Raw genomic sequence first — 22,145 nt, 5'->3', positions numbered from 1 at the left:
GACCAGATCGAGAAAAATCGCCTGAAAGAATTCCGTTGGTACCTGGCGCAATCGTCTGCCGAGCTGTGAGAAGCTGATTGAATCTAAACGCGTGGCTTCCTGCAGTTCTTTTGAAAAGACACTGTCGCTGATGGCACGTAAACTTTCCGTTTCGTGAAGTTGTGCATACAAGAGTAAGTTCATGAACGAAGCCATGTGCAGCTTTTTTGTATAGTGATCAAGACAATGGCGCTGGACCTGTTCCACAAATAATTCATTGAAAATGGGTTCAACCCATTGCTCAAATGCCGTTTTTCGTGTAATCTTCTCCATGAGATTGTCCTTTATTTTGGATTTGGCTGGATTACTGCCTCCAATCCATGATAAAGGATTTTTTTATGGAAGAGATCACCTAAAGATTATTCGGAATTTATCATCAATAGATTTATTTTTAATGCGACGTTAGTGATTCGATTACACAAGATATTTTATGCTTTCTAAAATAGCTAATTTGTAAAATTGTTAAGTAATCAAGAGAGAGTGGGTTACCTTCTGAAGGAGAATTGGCTTTTTATATAGTAGATGATCGATATATCTTTAGATAACGATCAAATTTCTTTAGGAGGTATTTCATTATGAAAGGAAATATTTTGGGAAAAGCTTTGTTGTTGTCAATTGTGTTATCTTTTTGTCTAGGTGCTAATACTAATGTAATCGCTGGACAAGAACAACCATCTACACAGGCTTTACAAGATAAGAAAGCAATTAATAATAGTGAATATGCAGATATGAATTGGTCTTGGCCGACAACAGGAACAACAATAACTGAAGAATTTGGTGATGTTGGGTGGAGGTTTCATAAAGGTATAGATATTGGGGTTAGATTAGAACCAGTATATTCTGTAGCTGCTGGAGTTATAATTCAAAGTGGGACTTACAGTGATGGAACTGAAGCAATGACAATAAGACATAATGATAGAGACCCTGATACTGACGAACGGTTAATTACCAGATATCTACATTTGGTGAAAAATAGTCAAAATTACAATACTGGTGATCATATTGGACAATATGTTGATATAGCAACTTCTGGCAATACTGGTGACGTAGCTTATCATTTACACTTTGATGTCAATAATGTGGATCAAATATATCCAGAGGATCATGAAACGATCGACCCCATGCTGTTTTATCCACAACTCTCATTTTCGATCGCTCATAAGAATGTTAAAGATTCAAAGCAAGAACTTGAAAATATCAATTGCTATGAATATTTTTTTGATAAAAATGTTCAAGAATACGTTGGTCAAGAGAAATTTGATAAATGGTTTGAGTCACAGGAGTTAGAAGATAGAACCATGACAAATCTCAAGACTGAGTTTAGTATTACAGATCAAATCATTACTGAACTTACAACTGAAAAAGTAAGAGAGACGGAATTAGAAATCTGGGAGAGCTAAGCCACTGGCCATTTCTGACATTAAATAAGACTGATTTATGGGGCAGTTTTTTTAAGAAACGCCCCTTTGCCTTTTGTTAAATGTCTTCTGAATAAATCTATGTAAGAGAGCATATGTTTTTCATCATTAACAAATTTTAGAAAGGTAAGATTAATGTGAAATATAATATCGTATTAACCTTATGTGCTTTTTTTTCATCATCACTGCGACCACTACTTATGCAGGCAATCACATAAGCGAGATTAAAGCGTATGTCAACGAGCAAATCCAATTTACTTTGAATCATGCAGCTTGGGTTCCGCAAAATGAGGAAGGGAAAGAGGTTGCACCAGTGATGATTGATGGCACGTCATATTTGCCTGTCAAGTCAGTGATTGAAGCGACGGGTGGTCAGGTGGAGTGGGATGAAGAGAAGAAAACCATCGTCATTAAAAGTACAGGGATTCATTTTAGCAAAAGAGAAGAGAATATCCTGCAGAAAATGGAAGACATTAAACGCGCTATCGCGCCGGGAATGACTCAAGAGGAAGTGAGAGAGGCATTGGATGTTGATTTACAACCTGTCTCTGACAACGGAGACGTTGAAGACGGCAGCGATTCATTCTCGGGAGCGAATATCTTTGCTGTGCCAGGATACAAATCTGATCTCCCGGGTCATATTATTGATAAGGAAGGTCTCTTAAATGAGCAGTTGGGCATTGATCTCTTTATCGCCTGGAAGGAAGGGCAGCTAAACTTTTATTCGCTGGCTTACGTGAATCCTGTTGATGATCAAGTGTACTTATATATTTTGCGTCGGAATGGCTTTGAGGAAGATCGCCCTGTGTAATACGTCTCATTGAGCTGACTGGATCCCTTTGTAAAATAATAACCGGGATTGGAGTGCGATTCGTACCCGAATTCAGTTGATAAATGCAATTTCCTTGATGTCGCAGCACCTCTTCATCACATCCACTTGCGCAATAGACAAAGCGGGGTGGATTTTTTTTGCGTCGTGATCTCGGCGGCGAAAGTCCACTGTGCCCGTTGAAAAGTGGCGCAAGCAATCCTTCGTTTTCGCTACAATTTAAGCAAAACGTTGATTAAAGAGGCATATTTTTGTTTTAATATTCAGAAATATAAAGAAAGATACTTGAAAAGTGTTATTAAAAAGTATATATTTAAATCAATTCATTTGATTATTTAATGGAATGAACGTGCAGACGTAGAAAAAAGGTGGTCCACCATGAACAAGGTCTCGAGTCAGCAAGGGATGAAATTCATCAATCAACAGAAAATATTACATTTGATTTACAATGAAAGTCCGATTTCGCGCGTTGAACTGGCGGAAAGGACAGCCTTAACCCAGCAAACGGTCACAAATATCGTCAACCGCCTGATCGAAGACGATCTCGTTATGGAAGGCCAGTCGACGTCAGGTGCTCGAGGGAGAAGACCGATTCCTTTAGTCATTCAAACGAGTGGGATGTTCGCCATTGGCATTGAAGTTGCGGTGAAGTATGTCGCAGGGGCGTTAATCGATTTTAGCGGAAAGGTCTTAGCGAATGAGCGAATGGATGTCAGCGTGTTTCATGATGCTGAAGACACATTTGCTTGCATTTACGACGTGCTTGCGAAGCTTCATCAGGCTGTCCCAGATGAGACGAAACTGCGCGGCATCGGATTAAGCATTCAAGGTCTCGTCGATTCTAAGCAAGGGATCGTCATTGAATCTCAAGGGCTCGCGTTCGACAATTTTCCCCTCGTCGCTCGCCTTAAGCAAACCTTTGATTTTCCGATTTATATCGAAAATGACGTGAATTTATTAGCGATCATTGAAAATGACAAAGGAGATTTAGCAGCATCCGAGAATAATATTGTTTTAAAGCTGGATCATGGGATTGGTGGTGCGGTGATGCACCAAAAAAACTCTTTGTCGGGTCGACTCATGTTGCAGGGGAGTTCGGGCATGTGAAAGCATTTTCTGGCGCTGACGCCTACATGTGCCACTGTGGCGCGGTCGGCTGTTTGACGACACTCGCCTCCAATAGCGGTTTAATCAAAAACAAAGGGATGACACTCGACGAGTTTGCTTGGCATGTGCGCTCAGGAAAGGAAGAGGACATTGCCTTGCTGCAAAAAATCATCGCCGCCATCGGCCTCTCCTTAAGCAACGTCGTCACCTTCTTAAATCCAGATCAAGTGATGCTGACGGGAAGAGTGATCGAGCAATTAGGCGATCGAATCATCCCTGAAGTACTCGGGATTGTCCAGCAGACCGTTCCGCAAACGTGCCAAAACATTTCGTTACATCCATTTAATAACGACTACGATGAGGCAGCACTCGCTGGTCAGCTCGTGATCAAGACATTTTTCGATGTCCCGTTAGATATTCTCTCATTATAATTTACACATAAAAGGAGACACCGACATGAAACACAATTACCGTTTAGTCGCACTCGATTTAGATGGGACACTGCTCACAGACGATAAGGAGATCACGACAGAAACGAAGAGGCAAATTCAGCACGTGCATGAGCAGGGCGTCCATGTCATTTTTGCGACAGGTCGCGGGTTTCAGACAGCTGAAAAGTATTGGAAGGAGCTAGGTTTAACTGGACCGATGGTGCTTGTCAATGGCGGTGAGATTTGGGAAGGTGCGGGAAATTTGCACGAACGTCATTTTATCGCGCAGAAAGATTTGCAAAAACTGTATGAACTAGCTGTTGACGCCGACGTTTGGTTTTGGGGGTATAGCGTCGAAAGTGTGACAGGTCGTGACGAATGGACAGCAGATATGCTCGAACGAGGGTGGATGAAGTTCGGCATTAGCTCGAAAGATTTAACTGTTCACAAAGAGATTTGGGACGAGGTGAGCCAATGGCCTTCGGTCGAAATCACTCAATCGACGCCGTTTAATATGGAAGTGACGAAAAAAGGTGTAACGAAAGCAGCCGGCGTTCAGCGGGTTTGTGAGCTTTTAGGCATTGAGATGTCAGAAGTCATGGCGGTTGGCGACAGTCCAAACGATCTTTCCTTAATGAAACAGGCAGGCTTAAGTGTAGCCATGGATAACGCGGTCGACGAGATTAAAGCAGTCGCCCACGTTGTGACCGCGACAAATGAAGAGGACGGTGTTGCGCAGGCCATCGCGAAATATGTGCACGTATAAATTGCTCGATTACATACGAAAGGGTTCTCTTCATTGGACATTATGATCTTCCTTCTCATTATTAGTTTAGCAACGCCACTCATTTTTTTTATTTGGATGCATAGCTTTTCTGTTCACGCCAAGGATGCTGACGCTTTAATCATCCTTGGCTACCAATGTAAAAATGATCAAGTTCATCCTTTGTTAAAAGAAAGACTTGATGCAGCGCTTGCGCTCATGGAGCGATACCACTATAAAAAAATCATCTTAACAGGGGGGGCGGTCACTTCAACAAAAACAGAAGCAGACATTATGAAAGCGTATTTAATCAATCAAGGGGTACGTGCAGAAGACATTTTGTTAGAAACAAAGGCGAGAAACACTGTATTTAACATTGTCTATTGTAAAACGATTTTACGGCAGCATGACCTTCATTCGACACTGCTCATTTCAAACTCATTTCATATGAGGCGTATGAAGTATATTACAAAAAAGCTGCATTTTCCGACCGCTTTCTATGCGCCTCGAACGCTCTCAAGCTTAGCCAAGCAAGTGAGGATGACCTTTGCAGAGATAAAAGCATTTAAGCTGACACTGCCATGGCTGGAAAAAGTGACCAAGACGGATGAAGGGCAAAAGCGACAGGCCAATGGGGAGTAAGAGAACGAATAAAAGCGTTCTTTTTTAGAGAAAATAAACAAGACATTAATCATTCCTTAACAATTCTTCGATATGATTCATTTGATCAATCAAATTGATTAATTAAATAAGGAGGTGAACCTGTTTACGCAAGATGGATCGTCCAATCCAGTATAGGAGAGGGGTTTACGATGAAAAGTAAACGAGTGCATGTCATCACTGGAATGATCACAATGCTTTTGTTGCTATTATCGTCGTTTCCGACAGCTACAGGTGCCGAGAACGATAGGGCGGAGTATTTACAAATGAAATTGTATCGGGGAGAACTGCACGCCCACACGTCGATTAGCGATGGTGTCCTCATGCCAAAAGACGCGTTTGAACATGTACAGGCCAATACGGCGCTTGACTTTTTTGGGACGACTGAGCACGACGTCACGTACGATATTAGTTCGGGGAACAGTTATTTGCAAAAGTATGAGGATTCGTATTCTGAAGAATTTAAGGTCGTTCATGAGCAGCACAATGACTATAACAGCCGTGAGTTTGTGACCGTCCCAGGGACGGAGGTCACATGGTACGACCAGGCTGGACATGTCAATTTGTTTAATACGGAATGGTTTCCGCGCACGTATGGGAAAGGGGCGACTGGTCAATTCGGAATGGGCGACTTAAAATATGACCTTCCGACGTTTTACGGTCGTGTCTCACAGGATCAAGATGCGATCGTGCAGTTTAACCACCCTGATGCCGGTGGAAAAGGCGACTTCTTTGGCTTCAGTCATTTTAACGAAGAGGTCGATCGAAATGTGACACTCTTTGAATATAAGGTCGCGCGCTATTTTGATACGTACATTCAAGCGCTGGATCAAGGCTGGCACGTGTCGCCTACATATGGTGGGGATGAGCATAGTGCCAATTGGGGCTCGAATAATCCGGCTCTTACAGGGCTATGGACAACCAGCTTAACGCGCGAAGAGATTTATGACGCGATGCGCAATCGCCGTACGTATTCTTCTTTTGACGAAAATTTTGTGTTTGCTTTTTCCGCCAATGGTCAAATTCTCGGCTCAATATTACCGAGTGATACAGAAGAGATTGAGGTTAACATGGTGTTTAGAGACCCTGATCAAGAAGACCATATTGACCGTGTTGTGATATATACGAATGAAGGAGAAGTCGTCAAAGAATACACAAATATTGCTGACAACGAATTTAGCAAAAATGAGACGCTGCCAAGCGAGAACGGTGATTATTTTCTCGTCAGAGTGTTTCAAGCAGATGGCGATGAAATCATCGGTGCGCCCATTTGGATCGGGGACGTCACGCGCGGAACCGATTTCGCGCCAGAGATTGCTGTTCACGGCAAGCTTCCGAAAAAAGTAAAGCTTGGTGATACCGTGCAGATTCCAGACGCTGTAGCGACCGATGACAGCGGGGACGCACCTGAGGTAACGGTCGATGTGTTTAACTCAAAAGGGCACGTCAACGTTGAGAATCAGGCATTTTTGATCGAAGAATATGGCGAATATTTCGTCAGGTACTATGCGACTGATGGCGCAGGAAATTCACGTGCTGAATTAATCCAGATTGACGTCAAAGACAATCAGCTCGATGCGGATAAAGTATTAAACGAGTTCTCGCCAGTCGTCAATGTCGGCGCGAACGAACAAGAAGTGGGCATAAATTTAGTGACCGATCGCGTCGTTGATCAAGCTTACGTTCAGTACAAAAGGGCGGAGGATAGTTGGAAAAAAGCGCCGACCGTCAAGACGAACGTGTCGTACTTTGAATCGGCGTACGGTGACGACATCGATTCGAGTCATTACCGCATATTAGCAGCCCACGAAGCAGATCTTACCGACTTAGACGCAGGGACGACATACGAATATCGTTATGGTCTGAAGAAAAATGGTCCGTGGGGCGACGTTCATACGTTTACGACAGCTACGGATGCGAACGCTACAACGATGTACATGATGGGGGATTTACAAGTTCCTGATCGTGACAAACAAAGTTTTGCGCTGTTCACAGAAATGCTTTCCGTTCTTAAAGAAAAGCATCCAGAGGGAGAAGTGATGGTTCAAGTCGGCGACCTCGTCGATGCGGCGGGCAGCATCCACGCGTGGAATGACGTGTTCCAAACCGTCTATGATGACATTGGGCTATTGTCGGCCAACATGCTTGGCAATCATGAATACGTTCAGGATGCAGACGCGAGCTCGTTCAAGCATTTCTTTAATCTCCCGAAAAACGGCAGTGATAAAGAAGACTATTACTCTTTTGATCAAGGCAATGTGCACGTCGCTGTCTTAAATTCGTTAGAGCTGACTGAAGAACAACTTGACTGGCTGGAAGAGGATATGCGTTCGACTGATAAAGTGTGGAAGGTGGTCGTCGGTCATTTCCCTTATTACGGCGGTTCGCATAGTGATGATCCGGGGATGAGTGCGGATCGGGCGCAAATGACGCAGAAAATGCAGCAGCTCGGCGTTCGCTTATACATTGGTGGTCACGACCATGTGTATAAACGGACATCGATTCGTGATGGTGCAGTCGATCAGCGTGACGAAGCGATGACCCTCGGCACGACTTTTATTACAATGGGCTCTTCCGGCCCGAAATTTTACGATAACGAAACGTACGATTGGGATCATATCGTGTACGATGATGACGTGCAAACGGGTGCTGTCCTTGAAGCTGATGACACTTCACTCACATGGAAAGCCTATAACAACAACGGCGACGTCATCGATGAGTTTACACTCGCGCCGCCTAAAAACCATCTTGAGCTGACGAGTATTGACGTTGAAGAAGGTGTGTTTAACGGTATTGGCATTTTAAATTATCCTGAGTCCGTGGACGACGTTGCGGTAATGGGCGCTGTTTATGACCAAACCGGAGAATTAGTCGCTTCGCAAACGAAGGAAGTCGCTTTAGAGCATCTCGGACGCGAGCAGATGATTCACTTTGCTGAACCATTGACATTTACTGACCAGCAGACGGTTAAATTATTCGTTTGGGATAACGTCACCGATCGAAATGACATCTTCCCAGAAACGGTCATTCGCGACGCGATGGACGGAGACGGAACAGTGGAAAACCCTTATAAGATTGACAGCATCAGCGATTTTGAAAAAATCAACGACTACCCGGATAAACACTATCGGCTTACCGCTAACATTGTTGGGAACAATGATGTGATCACAGCGATCGGCGCTGTAGACGACCCGTTTACAGGTGTCTTTGACGGCAATGGCCACACCATTTCCGGCGTTGAGTTTGTCGCAGAAGACGGTGGCGCAGGACTCTTCCGCATGAACGAAGGGACGATTAAGAACGTTGCGGTCATCGATGCTGAAGTCAACGCTGGCCGCAGTGACGCAGGCATCTTAGCTGATGTCAATAACGGCACGATCGAGCAAGCGTATACGACTGGCACCATCACCGGCACGTCTAACGTCGGCGGCCTCGTCGGCTATTCTAATGGTGTTGTCCGCAATAGCTACTCGACGGCAAACGTCAAAGCGACGTCCAAACAATCCGGCGGCCTCATTGGGATTACGAATCGAGGCAGCATCACGGAAAACGTATACGCGACAGGCTCTGTCACATCCGGACAAAGCAACTCGGGCGGTGTGAGCGGCTACAGCTATAACAACACCGTCATAAAAAACAGCGCTGCGTTAAACCCCTCTGTCATTACGATTTCAGCCGCAAACCGAATCGTCGCCAGAATGCTTGCCGGCGAGCAGGCGACACTCGTCAACAATGTCGGACTGGACACGATGATGGTCAGTAAAGAAGGGCAAACAAGTGCAGACGCTGACAACGAAAAAGGCGCCAGCAAAACAGCAGCAGAATTACAGCAGCAAGCGACGTATGAAGATGAGCTAGGCTGGGATTTTCAGAACGTGTGGACGTGGGACGAAACCGCAAATCGCCCACTGTTGCAAGAGAACCGTGAAAATACCGAGCAGAGCGGTGGCGGCACTCCGGCATTAGCAGAAGACACAGACGGCTTTTACCTAATTGAGAGCATTGCCGACTTACAAGAGATCAGTCGCTTTCCGAAAGAACGCTATCGACTAAAAAACGATGTGGACTTCCAAGGAGAGGCCGTACCCCAATTAGTCAGAGACGTTCCGTTTATGGGCGTATTTGATGGGAATGGGAAGACATTGAAAAATGTTCATTCATCGTATGGCGCATTATTCCACTTGAATGCAGGAACGATTCAGCATGTAGCAATGACCAATGCGGATATCACCGGAGAAGATGGAGCACCGCAAACCGGCGTGTTAGTCAATGTAAACAATGGCACAGTGGAGCGCAGTTATTCGACAGGCACAGTCACCGGAGAAAACACTGTTGGCGGACTGATTGGTTATTCTAATGGTATCGTCCGCGACAGCTATTCCGACGCTCTCGTCACGGCGACGGAAAAGCAAGCCGGCGGACTGATTGGTATTACAAACGCAGGCAGTCTGACCGAACGCAGCTACGCTACCGGCAATGTGACCGCCCTCGAAAATAACGCTGGCGGCATCAGCGGCTATGCATACAACGACACCGTCGTCCGTAACACCATTGCTTTAAATGACGAAGTAAGAACGCCGGTCAGCGCCAACCGCGTCGTCGCCAGAGTATTGAATGGACATACGGCAACGCTAGAAAACAACTTTGCCAATGACAACATGATCGTTGAGGTGGAGCGGATCACTGACGAATCCTTGACAAATGAAAAAGGACTTGGCATCAGTGCAGAAGTGTTTAAGACGCAGGCTTTCTTTAGTGACCGTTTAGGATTTGACTTTGACACCATATGGGCGTGGGATGACGAGTTGAAGCGACCGTATTTAAAGTAGTCGTGATACAGGGCTGTTCGTATCCTCCCTTCAAATGAGTACGAACAGTCTCTCACCTGCGTGAACTTAACCGAAAATCATTCGCGCATTAACAGAACATTTACAGAAAAGTGATACAATCATTAAATAAATCAAATTGATTAAATAGTAATAGAGAGGATGAATGGTATGAAAAAAGTAATGTATACGCTGACTTTGTTTATCCTGGCGCTTATCGTACTCGTCGGGTGTGGTATGCCAGGCATGAGCGGTGGAAGTCAAGAGTCAACGAGCGGATCATCGGGTGAAGGAAACTCAACAGAACAAGAAGGACAAGCTAGCGGTGAAGTGTATGACAATGGCTTGCCGAAAGATGTTGAAGTGACGTTGAAGTACGGATTTTTTGAAGGTGGCAATGGGCGAAAGTGGATGGGTGACGTGATCGCGAGCTTTGAGCAAGAATATCCAAACGTCACGATTGACATGCTTTCGTCACCAGATATGTCTCAAGTTCTTTCGACGCGGATTTCAGCCGGAGACGACGAGGAAATGTTTGACTTGTTTAACCGTGCGCCCTCCGGAGGTGTCGTCGGGTTAGCTGAAGCGGGGAAGCTTGAACCATTAGACGATGTTTGGGAGAAAAAAATCCCCGATGCCGATGGGACGGTCAAAGAATTGATGATGAATGGGATTTATGAATCTTCCGACCGCATTGAAGGCGTCTCGTATACGATGCCGACGTTAGCAAGTGTCGGCGGGCTTTTCTTCAACAAAAATTTATTTGAAGAACAAGGTTGGAATCAAAATCCGCAAACGTGGGACGAATTTACGGCGCTGCTTGAACAAATTCAAGCCGACGGCATTACACCGATCACGTTCCCAGGCATGTATCCGTATTATCACGATTGGGCATTTGGCGACGTTGAAACTTACGAAATTGCCGACAAGAATGGAAATGTTGATGAGTATCTAGAAGACTATCAGAACTATACAGGAGAAGTATTTACAAATCCGGCAAACATCGAGCGCTGGGAAAAAGTCTATGAACTTGGGCAAAAAGGCTACTTCCACGAAGGTCTACCAGCATTAAGCCACACCCAATCGCAAATGCAAGTGTTGCAAGGCGACGTCGCGATGGTGTCAACCGGACACCACGTAGAAAACGAAATGAAAAATTCTGCACCTGAAGGGTTTAAATGGGGCTATATGTCCGTTCCTTTTATCGATTCTCCAGACCAGAAGAACTGGATGCGCCAAGGAACGACCAATGGCTATTACATTTGGGCAGCGAAGCCGGACTTAAATAAACAGTGGGCGAAAGAGTTTATTCTTTGGATGCTGACTTTAGACGCGCAAGAGAAGGCGGCTGAATTTGGCGGCGCGATGCCGATCAGAAACGATTTTATTGATGACGAAGAGCGGTATGAGAAGCTTTTAAGCTCGTCGAAATCCGTTTTGAAATATATTGACGAAAATAATGTGCAATTAAGAAAAGCTTACCGTGCAGTATCGATTACGCATCCGTCGTATGACCAGGCGTATAAGCTCCGTGACGAAGCGATTTCGAATATATTCCTAGGAAAAAAGGACCCGCTTCCAGTGCTTGAACAAATGGAAGAGCTGATCCAAGAAGCGATCACTGCACAAAAGTAAATCGCACCATTCGAGGAGGGAATCCCCCTCCTTCGTCCATTTCCTTACCGTAAAGGAGTTGAATGCATTGGCTGTTTATCCACGTACGAAAAACGTCAAAAAGCCAGTCAAACGAGGCATATTGGCTAAAGCAAAAGTGCAGCGCAACCTGTTTTTGCTGCTCGCAATCGGACCGCCATTCGGTGGTTATTTGCTGTTCACCTTATACCCGAATATTCTATCGGTCTATTACTCTTTACTAAATTGGGACGGGATGACGGAGCCTGAGTTTGTCGGCCTTCAAAACTTTGTGTCGATGTTTCAAGACCAGTTTGTTTGGCGTGCGTTGTCGCACAACTTATTTTTACTGTTGGTCGTCCCGGTATCGGTCATTTTGATTTCACTCGTCCTTGCTTATTTTCTGTCGAATAAAAACTACAAAGAAAATAAAATGCTCAAGCTGCTCTTTTTCTTTCCGAACATCCTGTCTACGGTCGTCATTGCAATTCTTTGGCAGTTTATTTATGACGGTAACTACGGACTGTTAAATGAACTGCGGCGCTTTATCGGCCTCGACGTCGGCAACTTTTATTGGCTCGGTGACGAAAGGACAGCGTTATGGGCGGTCGTTCCGGCATGGGTTTGGGGGAGCGTCGGACTGTACGTCATTATTTTTGTTAATGCGATGGATTCGATCCCAAAATCGTATTATGAGGCGGCAATTATGGATGGTGCTCGTGACTGGACTTTATTATTTAAAATCACCTTGCCGACAATTATGCCGATCGTACGCGTCAGTATTTTATTTTTGATTTTATTAACCGTCAAAGGCTTTGACATGATGCTCATCTTAACAAATGGCGGACCAGCCGGATCGACCGATGTAATTGGACTGTATATGTATAATCTAGCATTTGGCGAAGAAACCCGAAATTACGGTTATGCGTCTGCGATTGGCATGCTGCTGTTTGTCATTTTGATTACCGCTAAAATCATCGTCGATACATACATGAAGAAACGGAATATTGACTATTAAGGAGGTTGATCGCAGTGAAGGAAACGAGAGGCATCAGTGACGCTTTTTTTCGGACAATCCTTTACGTTTGGGGAGTGACGATCATCTTCCCGTTGACGTGGGTGTTGTATGAATCGTTGAAAACCAACCCGGAGTTTTTTGCCGATATATGGGCATTGCCAGAATCATTACAATTCAGCAACTACGCCCGCGCGTGGAATGAATACAATTTTGGCCACGCACTCTTAAATACGCTGTATTATGTCGGCGGCAGTATGGTTCTTGGGCTGTTTTTTACGACATTAAATGCATACGCTTTGACAAGAATCGAATTTAGAGGAAGACAATTGATTTGGGGGCTCATTATGATGTCTTTGTTTTTGCCCGGCATTAACGCCCTCGTTCCGCAATATGTCGTCATGCGCGACCTTGGCTTAACGAACAGCTTGTCTGGTCTGATTTTGCTTTCAAGCCTTGGCGAGTCGGTGTTTTATTTGATGATTTTAGGAGGGTTTATGAAGTCGATCCCGAAAGAAGTGGAGGAAAGTGCGTTTCTCGACGGAGCATCGATCTGGCAAGTGTTTTGGCGGATCATCGTGCCGTTGTCGACCCCCGGAATTGTCACAGTAGCGATCTTTAAGTTTATCGATTTTTATAACTCTTTCCTTTCGCCGTTTATCTATTTAAGTGACCCAGACAAATATACGATTGGTGTGCAAATGTATCAGGCGAACAAGCTGATGGAGTATTCGGCTGACTGGGTCACACTATTTGCCGGTATTATTATCGCGATGATCCCATCCCTCGTCGTCTTTATTTTCTTCCAAAAATGGATCTTACGCGGTGCGACACTAGGTGCGGTGAAAGGGTAAGGAAACGTCTGAGGAGGAAAATGGATGCAATGGTTTGATCCGAAGCAAGACCCATTTCAAGTGAGCGGCTTTGCCTGGCTTACAGAGGAAGGTATCTATCGTCGATTTCCACGGAACCCTACGGAAAAGCTGCCTGACAGTGTCGACCAACTTGCGAATTGCACGTCCGGCGGACAAATTCGCTTTCAAACAGATGCCCAACGTGTTGCAATTCAAGTACAGCTTTCAGGAAAAGCGGATATGGATCATATGACCGCCGTCGGGCAATGCGGCTTTGACATGTATATTGGCGCGCCGGGAAACCAACGCTTCGTCGCAGCCGCCCGTCCCCCGCTTGATGATACGTTTTATGAGAGCACACTCGTGGATTTAAAAGCAAGAAGAGAAGAAGTGATTGACGTCACCTTGAACTTCCCGTTGTATCAAGGGGTAGAAGAAGTGAAGGTTGGTTTAGATGAAGGTGCTGAAGTCACCGAGCCAACCCCCTATCACTCTGACAAGCGGGTGTTGTTTTATGGCACATCGATCACACAAGGCGGCTGTGCGAGTCGTCCGGGGATGTCGTATACGAACTTATTAAGCAGACGTATTCCTTTAGAGATGATCAACCTCGGCTTTTCCGGCAGTGGAAAAGGGGAAAAGGAAGTCGCTTTAGTGATTAGGGGCATCGAAAGACCCGGTTGTCTCGTCATTGACTACGAAGCCAACGTTGATGCAGAAAGATATAAAAAGACGCTCTATCCTTTCATTAAGCTTTACAGAGAAATCCATCCTCAGATCCCGATTCTCGTCATCTCACGCATCCGGTACGCCAATGAATTCACGGCTGAACAGCACGAAGACTTTTTAAAACGTCGGAACTACGCCGAGAAGACGGTCGCTTATTTGCAAGCAGAAGGAGATCGACACATTGCCTTCCTCGATGGCTCGACGATCCTCGGCGAGCATTGGCACGAATGCACCGTCGACGGCGTCCATCCGAATGACTATGGCTTTATGAGGATGGCTGATGAGATTGAAGGTGCTTTACGAAGGTGTATTCAGCTCGGCGAGTTGAAGTTACCGACGTGAATCAAGCGCATTGATCGTCAAGAACATCCACCTGTGCAGTGTGTGCAGGATGGATGTTCTTTTCTATAATGTATATACTTGATAGAAACGATCTTTTTAAAATGAAAATTTGAAATGTTTGAAACAATGAGCCGAAAAAGCGTTATAATCGTGAAAAAGCACGACGGGCAGGTCGTTATGAAATTAAGCAAGACAAGAGACTTTGAACTCATCGTCCATCTAAACAAGTCAGTCCAGAAATTGCACCGCGCTTTATATCCGGATTATTTTAATGATTATGACTTCATTAAGATAAAAGAAGCGTTTAGAAAACAAATGGAGAATGAAAAGGTTGTGTTTTTGCTCATAGAGGACGAGGAAGAAGCCTGTGGTTACGGTTGGATAGAGTTTAGAGACGTTGCAACGAATGCGTTTAGGAAGGGATATCGCTCGGTTTTTGTCCATCAGATCGGCATTCTTCCTTCTGAAAGAAATAAGGGATATGCGGAGCGTTTGCTATGCGTTATTTCCGAACTGGCAAGAGATCAAGGAATCACACGGATTGCGTTGGATGATTGGACAGACAACGACATGGCAAAAACGTTTTATTAGAAGCTGATTTTGTACCTTATCGTGAAGTTGTTTATAAACGATGATAAATCACAATGCCTGACCAAATCATAGATGAAGAAAGGAAGCGAAACGATGAGTCATTTAAACCGATGGATTGGCGTCGATCAAGGGTCAACGAAAATGTTAATGACAGCGGAGTTTGACGGTGAGTATATTGACAAAACAGTGCCTACGGGAATGAGGGTCACGAAAGAATATCTTGTCGAGCAAGTGAATACTTTTATTGACGATTTACCATTCACACCGGAAGGCATCGGGATGGGCGTCGTCGGCTTAGTAGATGGAGACACGCTTGTGAGCAGCCATTTACGCAATCTTGAAGGCATGACGACGGAGCTTTTTCAGCGTGGAGATTGTCATTGTTATTTTGTGAACGACGTCAGGGCCGCTATGATTTGTGAGAGTGAGCAATATGCGAATGATGAAAGCATTGTTTTGGTTATGGCGGGCTCGGGTTTTGCGATGAGTGCGAGGGAACAAGGGCTGCATATTATGGGTAAACACGGCTGGGCTGGTGAGTTAGGCTCAAATGTCTATCCGCTAAATGGGGAACTGAAAACCCTTAACTATCTTTCTGGAGGGAATGGTATTTTAAAGCAAGCCAATTGCGATATAGCAACTTTACTGCAAGCGTTGGATAACGATGAGGAATTCGCGGTCAATGTCGTCAACCGGGCAGGGATGTATTTCGGCTTAGCCCTCGTTGATATGATGCACACATTTAATCCCGAGTACATCATCGTTGGTGGCAGTACGGCGACTTTCAAAAACTATATGGCAGTCGCTCAAAACGTAGCGAAAGAACATACGTACCCTGCGATCTATCAAGATTGCAGCATTGTCGCACCGAAAGACCCTAAACGTATCGTCGCTTTAGGCGCTAGGTTGTTCGGTTATCGCAAAGAACATGAGCTAGTGAAGTAAAGAAAACAGCGGATCACGGCTTCTCATGCTCTTCGACGTGAAACAAACAGCCCCCAGTTACGAAACAGAAAAAAGATGAATGAGAGACCGATCAAGTTGGTGAAAAAAGGAGGAGCGATCATGGATTTACAGAAACAATTACGAGAACTGGAAGAGCAGCACATAGGCCTAGAAGCTCGTCAAAACCGTGAGAAATTAGCTCACATTCTTGCGGAAGATTTTTTTGAAATCGGCAGTTCAGGTCATCTCGTTGATAAAAAACAGTGCCTTGATTTTGGGGTGAACTTAAATGACATGACGATCCATCATTATGACATCTCTCCATTATCATCAGAGGTCGTTTTAGCTACTTATTTTTTGATTGATCACACGAGACATCGCAATACGCTTCGCAGCTCCATCTGGAAGTTGATCGATGGTCGATGGCAACTATATTTTCATCAAGGTACGATCACGCCGCTGTCGTTGCATGAAGTGACTAATGTGAGCAATTCATCGTAAATCGTTAGACATTCTTAGGCTTTTAGAATGTTTTTCTTGAGGGAGGTTTTCCATGGATGTAATGATAAGACTGGCAACAGAAAAAGATGCCTTTGAGCTAGCAAGACTAAATTAAATGTTTAATGGCGGTGAGCGTAGGCTTGAAGCAGATATTGTGGCCTGCATGCGAGCGAGCAGCGAAAGGATTACGATTGCAGAAAAGGATGGACATATCGTCGGATTTGCCTGCGCCCAAACCTTTCGTTCCTTTTGTTACGAAGAACGTCAGGCAGAAATCACAGAAATGTACGTTGAGCCATCTGCCCACCAGCAAGGGATAGCAACAAGGTTATTGGCATTTTTGGAAGATGATTTAAAGTCACAAGGTGTCTCAGAGATTAAGCTCCTTACGGGTAGGGACAATGCGGCAGCCATCAGCACTTATGAAAAAGCAGGGTATGAGCAGGATGATGAGCTGCTCTTTAAGAAAGAGTGAGGTGAAGGAGAAAGTACATTTTCATTATGTGTATAAGTGAAGTACAAGATAAGCAAATGCAAGAAAGGTTGCTTGTTCAATAGGATTAAGCTTTGTATAATCATCGCTGAAAATTAGCCCGTAACAATGGATGGAGCATACCGATGATCCGTTGTTGAGAAGTAATTCTTTACCACTTCCAGAAGGAGCATGGGCAAATCAACGCTATGATCTGAACCCATCATAAATTTGCGGGGTGTGAACAAGTTGGAAATGTTGTTATCTAAAGACATAATAAGTTCATATTCAATAAAATCAGAGTTTTTTTCGAATTTACTATGAATAGAAAGGTCGTTGCAATACATGAAACCTAATGTCGTATTAATTATGGTTGACCAAATGCGAGCCGATTGTTTAAGCATATTAGATCATCCAGTAGTGGATACACCGAACTTAGATCAACTGGCAAGGCAAGGTGTCCTATTTAAAAACGCCTTTTCTGCAACGCCTACTTGTGTTCCTGCAAGAGCAGCTGTTCTCACAGGGATGGCTCAGACTTCAAATGGGCGAGTCGGATATGTAGACAAAGTTCCTTGGGATTATGAACACACGCTTCCAGGTGAATTAGCAAAAGCAGGATATCACACACAGGCTGTTGGAAAGATGCACGTGTATCCGACTAGAAACCTTTGTGGCTTTCATAATGTTGTTCTTCATGATGGGTATATGCATTATAGTCGTTTTAAGCATAATATTTTAGAAGCTGATTCATTCAATTACAGTGGAGACGATTATTTACCATGGTTGAAACAACAAGCTGGAGCAAAAGCGGACTTGAACGACCTTGGACTTGATTGCAATTCGTCAACCGTGACACGTCCTTGGCATCTCCCAGACGCACTTCATCCGACAAATTGGGTCGTGTCAGAGTCAATCGATTTTTTAAGAAGGCGTGATCCGAGGAAACCATTTTTCTTGAAAATGTCCTTTGTACGACCGCACCCGCCGTTTGACCCTCCACAAGCCTTTTTTGATATGTATAAGGATGTAGACTTACCAGAACCAGTCATTGGTGATTGGGCTGAGACAGAAGACGACGAACGTCATGGGTTTGGTCCTGTTGTATTAAAAGGAATTGTCCCAAAAAATCGTTTAAAGCGTGCTCAAGCCGCTTATTATGCGCTTATTACACACATCGATTATCAGATAGGAAGATTTTTAAATTCAATGCAAGAGCATGGGGTTTTAAAAAATACAGTCTTTTTATTCGTTTCAGATCATGGAGAAATGCTAGGAGATCACAATCAATTTAGTAAAGCTCTTCCTTATGAGGGAAGTGCAAAAGTGCCGTTTATTCTCTCAGATCCTGGAAATATATTAAATGTTGAGAAAAATCGAACGGTCGAAGATGTCGTTGAGTTAAGAGATGTTATGCCAACGTTACTCGATGCGGCGCAGGTAGAGATTCCCAATTGTGTAGATGGTCAGAGTGTACTGCCTTTGTGCGCAAATGAGAAAATGAAATGGCGTGATTATATTCACGGGGAACATCCACGTGGAATAGAGTCGCATCACTACTTAACCAATGGAAAAGAGAAATATATTTGGTATTCACAAACTGGAGAAGAACAACTATTTAATTTGATAGAGGATTCAGGTGAAACCGTAAATTTAGCAGGTAATATCGAATATAAGAATCGATTAAAGTATTGGAGAGAATTACTCATTAATGAATTAAAAGGTCGCGAAGAAGGGTATACAGACGGAGTTTCACTCATTAAAGGAAGGGAACCGAAAGCAATATTAAGCCATTTAATGAGTCAATCTTGAATAACCTGTCGTAGGTTTTACACTAAACTGCAAGCGATTTAAACAATGATGATCTAAATCCATCATCACTTTGAGACTGCTTGTGTTTATAAATTTACCAAATAAGGTCAATTACATTGTAAAGCGGTCATTGATGGTAGTTGAAAACATAAAGGCGTGTAAAGCAACTGCAAACGTTGTCATTCCAACAGATATTATGTTAATATTCAATAAAATCCGAGGATGCCATTTTGTTCTCGTATTGACTATAAATAGAAAGGTCGTTGCAATGCATGAAACCTAATGTCGTATTAATGATGGTTGACCAAATGCGAGCCGATTGTTTAAGCATATTAGACCATCCAGTAGTGGATACGCCAAACTTAGACCAACTGGCAAGGCAAGGTGTCCTATTTAAAAACGCCTATTCTGCAACGCCTACTTGTGTTCCTGCAAGAGCAGCCGTTCTCACAGGGATGTCTCAGACTGCGAATGGGCGAGTCGGATATGTAGATAAAGTTTCTTGGGATTATGAACACACGCTTCCAGGTGAATTAGCACAGGCAGGCTATCATACGCAAGCTGTTGGAAAGATGCACGTGTATCCAGCAAGAAACCTTTGTGGCTTCCATAATGTTGTTCTTCATGATGGGTATTTACATTATAGTCGTTTCAAGCAAAGTAATTCTGAAATTGATTCATTCAATTACAGTGGAGACGATTATTTACCATGGTTAAAACAACAAGCTGGAGCGCAGGCCGATTTGAATGACCTTGGACTTGATTGTAACTCGTCAACCGTAGCGCGTCCTTGGCATCTCCCAGACGCACTTCATCCGACAAATTGGGTCGTGTCAGAGTCGATCGATTTTTTAAGACGGCGTGATCCGAGGAAACCATTTTTCTTGAAAATGTCCTTTGTTCGACCACACCCGCCGTTTGATCCCCCACAAGCTTTTTTTGATATGTATAAGGATCTCGATTTACCAGAACCAGTCGTTGGCGATTGGGCTGAAACAGAAGATCCCACCCGGGCTGGGTTAGACCCTGTAACTTTAAAAGGCATTGTGCCTAAGCATCGTTTACAGCGAGCGCAAGCCGCATATTATGCGCTCATTACACACATTGATTATCAGATCGGAAGGTTTTTAAATTCAATGCAAGAGCATGGCGTTTTACATAATACGGTCTTTTTATTTGTTTCCGACCATGGAGAAATGCTTGGAGATCACAATAAATTTAGAAAAGCACTGCCATATGAAGGAAGTGCAAAGGTACCTTTTATTCTCTCAGACCCTGGTAATGTATTAAATATTGCGAAAAATAAAGCGGTCGAAGATGTCGTTGAGCTCAGAGATATTATGCCAACGTTACTCGATGCTGCTCAAGTGGATATTCCTGATTGTGTAGATGGTCAGAGTGTACTGCCGTTGTGCTCAAATGAAGAAATAGAATGGCGGGATTATATTCACGGCGAGCATGCATATGGACGAGACTCTCATCACTACTTGACTAATGGAAAAGAGAAATATATATGGTATTCGCAAACTGGAGAAGAACAACTATTTCATCTGTTAGAGGATTCAGGCGAAACCGCAAATTTAGCGAATGATAGTGAATCTGAGCCTCGGTTAAGGTATTGGAGAGAATTACTCATCAATGAATTAACAGGACGCGAAGAAGGGTATACAGACGGAGTGAAGCTCATTACAGGAAGGGAACCGAAAGCAATATTAGACCATGTAGTGAGTCAATCTTGAATAAGCTGTCATGACAATTAAAAAAACAGAGAATGATGATAGAGCTTTGTTGTTGCAAAAAGGTATAATTGTGCTTCAACATGCTTAGGTTTGAATATTCTACTCAAGTCATCCGTATGAAAGGAGCTGCCACTCAAAGGGGGGAGCTCCTTTCTTCAGAGTGCCACGTAATAGATGTTAATAAACGATTGATTGGACGTCTTTAAGTAGTGAGCATTGTTTGATTGGGGCAACGTATTTTTTTGTTTCCGTTATGCCACATTTGGGCATATCGACGATTAATCCCATATATGCGGACGGTCAACATTCATTGTTCGCATATAATCTAACAGCTGACCTGTGTGAACAGATTCGTGGTAAGAAATGCGTAATAACATATCGCCGAGCTTTTTCTTATAGCCGCCTTCTTCAAGGAGATTTATGTCGATCGTGTCTAGATCGTGGGGATTCAATGTTTTAATATAGTTTAAGAAGTCCTCCCGATAAGGCTGGGCAAATGTAAGCTCATCAGCGACGGAGACAAATTCTTTTTCTACAAAAGGATTGTGTAAACGAACAAGCGCTTGACCACCAGGATACAAATCAAATCTCCCTGGTCATATCATCGATGAGAAAGGTCTCTTAAATGAGCAGCTGTGCATCAATCTCTTTATCGCCTGGAAGGAAGGGAAACTGAACTTTTATTCGATGGCTTACGTGAATCCTGTTGATGATCAAGTGTACTTATATATTTTGCGTCAGAATGGCTTTGAGGACGATCGCCCAGTGTAACTCGTCTCATCAAGCTGACTGAACAACTGACTGAAACGATTGAAGCACGTTTTTACTTAGCTTGTTAAACTGACAGATGTACAAGTGAAAAGCGCTATTGGGGTCAAGAGACAATGCCTCACCTCAGAAGCGAACACTTCCGGAGGGTATGTCATAAGAAAGGAAGACCTCTCATGATACAGATCATAGGTTCCAAACCTTCAGCGTCTATTAAGGAATTGTTGTCCTATGCTACGTCGAGCACGAGGGTGAACAGCGCTTATCGATCGTATATGTCATTGGCGAATCATCATTTGTTTGGCTATGAGAAAAATGCCAAAGTTGTTGGTTGCATCGGCTTTGTGCTGCAATCGCGCAAGTGTGAAATCAAGCATATCGCTGTTGCACCTGAAGAGCGCGGCGAGGGAATTGGGAGCAAAATGATCGAATGGATTGCTCTGAAAGACGACGTAGATGTAATTGTAGCGCAGACGGATCAAGGAGCGGTTCGATTTTACGAAGCATGCGGTTTTACGAGTACATCTTTAGGTGAGCAGTATCCCGGGACAGAACGTTTTCGCTGTACGCTGACCCCAACCAAAAGCACCCCCTAACCACTTGGTGGCAGGGGACCGCTTAAACATCTTGTGCTGACATGAAAATGAAAAAGCTGCGACATTGAACGTAGAC

The 22,145-nt window shown here is 44.0% G+C and carries 18 protein-coding genes and 1 pseudogene; 17 read left to right on the top strand and 2 right to left on the bottom strand.

The genetic code is table 11. The annotated features are described in order from the left end of the window. The coding region (locus G4V62_RS08400) for a DUF4372 domain-containing protein (protein ID WP_165201156.1) at positions 1–312 on the bottom strand (312 nt) is incomplete at its 3' end. Between the two features lie 302 nt (positions 313–614). Here G4V62_RS08400 and G4V62_RS08395 point away from each other — a divergent pair. The 16 genes and pseudogenes from G4V62_RS08395 (at position 615) to G4V62_RS08315 (ending at position 20,705) form a co-directional block, all read left to right on the top strand. Next, positions 615–1,439, top strand: a complete 825-nt coding sequence (locus G4V62_RS08395) for a M23 family metallopeptidase (RefSeq protein WP_165201154.1) — start codon at positions 615–617, stop codon at positions 1,437–1,439. A 277-nt stretch (positions 1,440–1,716) separates the two neighbouring features. Next, positions 1,717–2,268, top strand: coding sequence for a stalk domain-containing protein (locus G4V62_RS08390; RefSeq protein WP_165201152.1), 552 nt, complete (start codon positions 1,717–1,719; stop codon positions 2,266–2,268). A 396-nt stretch (positions 2,269–2,664) separates the two neighbouring features. After that, a pseudogene (locus tag G4V62_RS20815) lies at positions 2,665–3,824 on the top strand (ROK family protein). Between the two features lie 25 nt (positions 3,825–3,849). Further along, positions 3,850–4,590: a Cof-type HAD-IIB family hydrolase gene (locus G4V62_RS08375; RefSeq protein WP_165201148.1), complete on the top strand. Its 741-nt coding sequence runs from the start codon at positions 3,850–3,852 to the stop codon at positions 4,588–4,590. Between the two features lie 42 nt (positions 4,591–4,632). Next, entirely contained in the window at positions 4,633–5,229 is a 597-nt protein-coding gene (locus G4V62_RS08370; protein ID WP_246218340.1) for a YdcF family protein, read from the top strand. A 170-nt stretch (positions 5,230–5,399) separates the two neighbouring features. After that, a complete protein-coding gene (locus tag G4V62_RS08365; protein ID WP_165201145.1) occupies positions 5,400–10,076 on the top strand; it encodes a CehA/McbA family metallohydrolase in 4,677 nt (1,558 codons plus the stop codon). Positions 10,077–10,244: 168 nt separating this feature from the next. Further along, positions 10,245–11,708 carry an ABC transporter substrate-binding protein gene (locus tag G4V62_RS08360; RefSeq protein ID WP_246218337.1) on the top strand — a complete coding sequence of 488 codons (1,464 nt, stop codon included), beginning with the start codon at positions 10,245–10,247 and terminating at the stop codon, positions 11,706–11,708. 67 nt (positions 11,709–11,775) lie between these two features. Further along, positions 11,776–12,723, top strand: a complete 948-nt coding sequence (locus tag G4V62_RS08355; protein WP_165201144.1) for a carbohydrate ABC transporter permease — start codon at positions 11,776–11,778, stop codon at positions 12,721–12,723. Between the two features lie 14 nt (positions 12,724–12,737). Then, on the top strand, positions 12,738–13,574 hold the full coding sequence (locus G4V62_RS19800; protein ID WP_165201142.1) for a carbohydrate ABC transporter permease: 837 nt from the start codon (positions 12,738–12,740) through the stop codon (positions 13,572–13,574). Between the two features lie 24 nt (positions 13,575–13,598). After that, positions 13,599–14,645, top strand: a complete 1,047-nt coding sequence (locus G4V62_RS08345; protein ID WP_165201140.1) for an SGNH/GDSL hydrolase family protein — start codon at positions 13,599–13,601, stop codon at positions 14,643–14,645. 177 nt (positions 14,646–14,822) lie between these two features. Beyond that, positions 14,823–15,236 carry a GNAT family N-acetyltransferase gene (locus tag G4V62_RS08340; RefSeq protein WP_165201138.1) on the top strand — a complete coding sequence of 138 codons (414 nt, stop codon included), beginning with the start codon at positions 14,823–14,825 and terminating at the stop codon, positions 15,234–15,236. Positions 15,237–15,329: 93 nt separating this feature from the next. After that, entirely contained in the window at positions 15,330–16,181 is an 852-nt protein-coding gene (locus tag G4V62_RS08335; RefSeq protein ID WP_165201136.1) for an ROK family protein, read from the top strand. A gap of 120 nt (positions 16,182–16,301) precedes the next feature. After that, positions 16,302–16,682: a nuclear transport factor 2 family protein gene (locus tag G4V62_RS08330; protein WP_165201134.1), complete on the top strand. Its 381-nt coding sequence runs from the start codon at positions 16,302–16,304 to the stop codon at positions 16,680–16,682. A gap of 115 nt (positions 16,683–16,797) precedes the next feature. Then, on the top strand, positions 16,798–17,157 hold the full coding sequence (locus G4V62_RS08325; RefSeq protein ID WP_246218336.1) for a GNAT family N-acetyltransferase: 360 nt from the start codon (positions 16,798–16,800) through the stop codon (positions 17,155–17,157). Between the two features lie 342 nt (positions 17,158–17,499). Next, complete coding sequence (locus G4V62_RS08320) at positions 17,500–18,966, top strand: arylsulfatase (protein ID WP_165201132.1); 1,467 nt, start codon at positions 17,500–17,502, stop codon at positions 18,964–18,966. Between the two features lie 272 nt (positions 18,967–19,238). Then, a complete protein-coding gene (locus G4V62_RS08315) occupies positions 19,239–20,705 on the top strand; it encodes an arylsulfatase (protein WP_165201130.1) in 1,467 nt (488 codons plus the stop codon). Between the two features lie 278 nt (positions 20,706–20,983). Here G4V62_RS08315 and G4V62_RS08310 read toward each other — a convergent pair whose 3' ends face one another. Continuing rightward, the gene (locus G4V62_RS08310; protein ID WP_165201128.1) at positions 20,984–21,286 is read right to left on the bottom strand and encodes a DinB family protein; all 303 of its coding nucleotides are present in this window, start codon (positions 21,284–21,286) and stop codon (positions 20,984–20,986) included. A gap of 363 nt (positions 21,287–21,649) precedes the next feature. On the opposite strand from G4V62_RS08310, the gene G4V62_RS08305 reads away from it, so the two are divergent. Continuing rightward, the gene (locus G4V62_RS08305) at positions 21,650–22,069 is read left to right on the top strand and encodes a GNAT family N-acetyltransferase (RefSeq protein ID WP_165201126.1); all 420 of its coding nucleotides are present in this window, start codon (positions 21,650–21,652) and stop codon (positions 22,067–22,069) included. Positions 22,070–22,145 lie beyond the last annotated feature (76 nt).

The sequence above is a fragment of the Litoribacterium kuwaitense genome (assembly GCF_011058155.1).
GTDB classification, from domain to species: domain Bacteria; phylum Bacillota; class Bacilli; order Bacillales; family DSM-28697; genus Litoribacterium; species Litoribacterium kuwaitense.
The sequence above is the reverse complement of the archived record's forward strand: the minus strand, read 5'-3'. Positions and strand labels throughout refer to the sequence as shown.

Excerpts from the sequence above, each read along its gene's own strand:
- G4V62_RS08370 (WP_246218340.1), top strand. The coding sequence starts at position 4,633 with ATGATCTTCCTTCTCATTATTAGTTTAGCAACGCCACTCATTTTTTTT.
- G4V62_RS08395 (WP_165201154.1), top strand. The coding sequence starts at position 615 with ATGAAAGGAAATATTTTGGGAAAAGCTTTGTTGTTGTCAATTGTGTTA.
- G4V62_RS08315 (WP_165201130.1), top strand. The coding sequence starts at position 19,239 with ATGAAACCTAATGTCGTATTAATGATGGTTGACCAAATGCGAGCCGAT.
- G4V62_RS08325 (WP_246218336.1), top strand. The coding sequence starts at position 16,798 with ATGTTTAATGGCGGTGAGCGTAGGCTTGAAGCAGATATTGTGGCCTGC.
- G4V62_RS08375 (WP_165201148.1), top strand. The coding sequence starts at position 3,850 with ATGAAACACAATTACCGTTTAGTCGCACTCGATTTAGATGGGACACTG.
- G4V62_RS08345 (WP_165201140.1), top strand. The coding sequence starts at position 13,599 with ATGCAATGGTTTGATCCGAAGCAAGACCCATTTCAAGTGAGCGGCTTT.
- G4V62_RS08330 (WP_165201134.1), top strand. The coding sequence starts at position 16,302 with ATGGATTTACAGAAACAATTACGAGAACTGGAAGAGCAGCACATAGGC.
- G4V62_RS08360 (WP_246218337.1), top strand. The coding sequence starts at position 10,245 with ATGAAAAAAGTAATGTATACGCTGACTTTGTTTATCCTGGCGCTTATC.
- G4V62_RS08335 (WP_165201136.1), top strand. The coding sequence starts at position 15,330 with ATGAGTCATTTAAACCGATGGATTGGCGTCGATCAAGGGTCAACGAAA.
- G4V62_RS08320 (WP_165201132.1), top strand. The coding sequence starts at position 17,500 with ATGAAACCTAATGTCGTATTAATTATGGTTGACCAAATGCGAGCCGAT.
- G4V62_RS08340 (WP_165201138.1), top strand. The coding sequence starts at position 14,823 with ATGAAATTAAGCAAGACAAGAGACTTTGAACTCATCGTCCATCTAAAC.
- G4V62_RS08365 (WP_165201145.1), top strand. The coding sequence starts at position 5,400 with ATGAAAAGTAAACGAGTGCATGTCATCACTGGAATGATCACAATGCTT.
- G4V62_RS08305 (WP_165201126.1), top strand. The coding sequence starts at position 21,650 with ATGATACAGATCATAGGTTCCAAACCTTCAGCGTCTATTAAGGAATTG.